The organism is Blastomonas sp. (assembly GCF_041747255.1).
Classification (GTDB): domain Bacteria; phylum Pseudomonadota; class Alphaproteobacteria; order Sphingomonadales; family Sphingomonadaceae; genus Blastomonas.
This window is the reverse complement of record NZ_JBGTFM010000083.1, coordinates 1-1,986: the sequence shown is the minus strand read 5'-3', so window position 1 is coordinate 1,986 and position 1,986 is coordinate 1. Positions and strand designations below refer to the sequence as shown.

The window sequence follows — 1,986 nt, the reverse complement described above, 5'->3', positions numbered from 1 at the left end:
TCAGGCCGAAACCGGCGTCCTCTTTGAACTGATCGCCCGGCGCTACGAATACCGCAGCATTGCCATCGCGGCCAATCAGCCGTTCAGCGGATGGGATCAGATCTTCCCGGACAAGGCCATGACCGTCGCGGCCATCGACCGGCTGGTCCACCACGCGAGCATCCTCGAGATGAACGCCGAAAGCTTCCGCCAGCGTGCCGCAGCTTCCAAAAAGAATGCTCACGCCGCAGCGTCAGCGACAACCAACAACGACAACCAGAACGAAGGAGAAACCTGAGCCAATACACCGAACGACACACCAACCCCGGCGGCTTCAAAACCGGCCAAGGTGGTTCTTATGACCGTAGTCAATTCCGATGCGCACGACTTATCTGCCGCCAGTTTTCCGTCAGGCGTTTCGCGTCGTCAGAATGCGATGGGCAGGATGCCGGAGCTAACAGCGACGGCTGATCAAGCTCTTATCCGCGCGTCAAAGGCGCATACCGGCATACGTCGCGAGATCCCTGTTTCTGTCGGACGTGAATACGGCAAGCAAGCGCCGCTCTCTAACCACCATGGGGGATTTCTCTGACCGGCTCCGGCACCCTGGCCATCGCATCGTCTGCGTTCAGGTTTCTCTTCCTTTCAGGTCCGGTCCTGTTCCGGTGTTGTCGTCATTCGTCTACAAGGCTGTGCGGCAGCCACGTCGCTGACCGTCACGCCATTTATGGCGGGCAGCGGTGTGGCGGGAGAAACACATATCAGTCACGCCGCACCTTCGGCACCAGTTGGCTCGGTGATATGGGCGATGGCCCAGATGAAGCCGACAAGTTCCCGCGCCACTGCCGTAACAGCCAGTGCAGACTTCTTGCCCCGCGCCATCAAGCGGCGGTAACGGCCACACAGGCGGACCTGCGCTTTCCATCCGATATCTTTCGCAGCCTGAGGGATCCCTTCCTGCCGCAGCATCATCTGCGCGCCTATCTTGGCTGGTGTGCGGTATGACCAGGCCGCTTCGATCAGAACCACCCGGGCCAGCACGTTGCCCGCCTTTGTAATCCCGCCTTGACGCCGCGTCTCTCCGCTGGACCGTTCCCCCGGCACAAGGCCGAGAAACGCCATCAGCTGACGCGGTTTGGCAAAGCGGCGGATGTCGCCAACCTCGCACACGACTGTCACCGCCGTGATGAAAGCGACGCCGCGCAACGCCTGCAAGGCTTCCACCACCGGAGCCATCGACCAATCCGCCGCAAAAAGGCGGATCTGCACATCGACCGCGTCTCGACGCGCCTGCGCCTGGTCGACAGCGTTCAGATAGCTCTGGAACGCAATCTGCTGCGCCGGATGTGCGAAACTTTGGTTGCCGAGCCAGATCCTGTGGCTGCGCTTCCAGGCGGTGCCCTTGAATACCCGACCGTGCCGTAGCAGGAAACTCTTCGTCCTCTGCCGTGCGGCACGCAGATCCTTCACCATGGCCTGACGCAGCCGTATCAGATCACGCATCGCCTCGTGGATCGTGTCAGGCACCCAGACCGACGTCAGCTCTCCGGCCCGTGACAGGCGGGCCAGGATGATCGCGTCACGCCGATCAGTTTTGATCCGATCCCCCGGCTTGCGCGGCGTCTGGGCTGGAGACACCACCTCACAGTGATGCTGCGTCGCCATGATTTGACGATAGAGACCGTAGCCGCAAGGGCCCGCTTCATAGACAAAATGCATCAGTGGATGCCGCCCGCCAAGCTTGCGCAGCATGCTGGCGACGGCGTCTGGCGTGTTGGCGATTTCGCCCCAGAACCTGACCTCACCCATGCGACCTGCATCCGCAACAGCCACCGCGATCGTATCTTTATGGACATCAAGGCCCACGAAAGCGCTATAATCCGACATGGTTCGTCTCCCTTGTGCATGAGGCTCTGCGATCCATCGCAACCCTCGTTTCAATGTGCACATCGTGGAGGCGGACCACCTATCGGTGCCAGCCCCTTACAACCCGGTCATACCGTCTGT

At 60.9% G+C, this 1,986-nt stretch carries 3 protein-coding genes; 2 read left to right on the top strand and 1 reads right to left on the bottom strand.

Annotated features, from left to right (window positions below; all coding sequences use genetic code 11):
• On the top strand, window positions 1-277 hold a 277-nt coding region (locus ACEW8G_RS03005; RefSeq protein WP_373486964.1), incomplete at its 5' end, for an ATP-binding protein.
• Window positions 278-337: 60 nt separating this feature from the next.
• The gene (locus tag ACEW8G_RS03000; protein WP_373486963.1) at window positions 338-571 is read left to right on the top strand and encodes a hypothetical protein; all 234 of its coding nucleotides are present in this window, start codon (window positions 338-340) and stop codon (window positions 569-571) included.
• Between the two features lie 173 nt (window positions 572-744).
• Here the strand turns inward: ACEW8G_RS03000 and ACEW8G_RS02995 are convergent, their stop codons facing one another.
• Window positions 745-1,866 (bottom strand): IS110 family transposase, encoded by a 1,122-nt coding sequence (locus tag ACEW8G_RS02995; protein ID WP_373486962.1) that lies wholly within the window; start codon window positions 1,864-1,866, stop codon window positions 745-747.
• Window positions 1,867-1,986: the final 120 nt, after the last annotated feature.

What these genes read in the sequence shown, in the direction of transcription:
- ACEW8G_RS02995 (WP_373486962.1), bottom strand. Translation starts at nt 1,866, where the DNA reads ATGTCGGATTATAGCGCTTTCGTGGGCCTTGATGTCCATAAAGATACG.
- ACEW8G_RS03000 (WP_373486963.1), top strand. Translation starts at nt 338, where the DNA reads ATGACCGTAGTCAATTCCGATGCGCACGACTTATCTGCCGCCAGTTTT.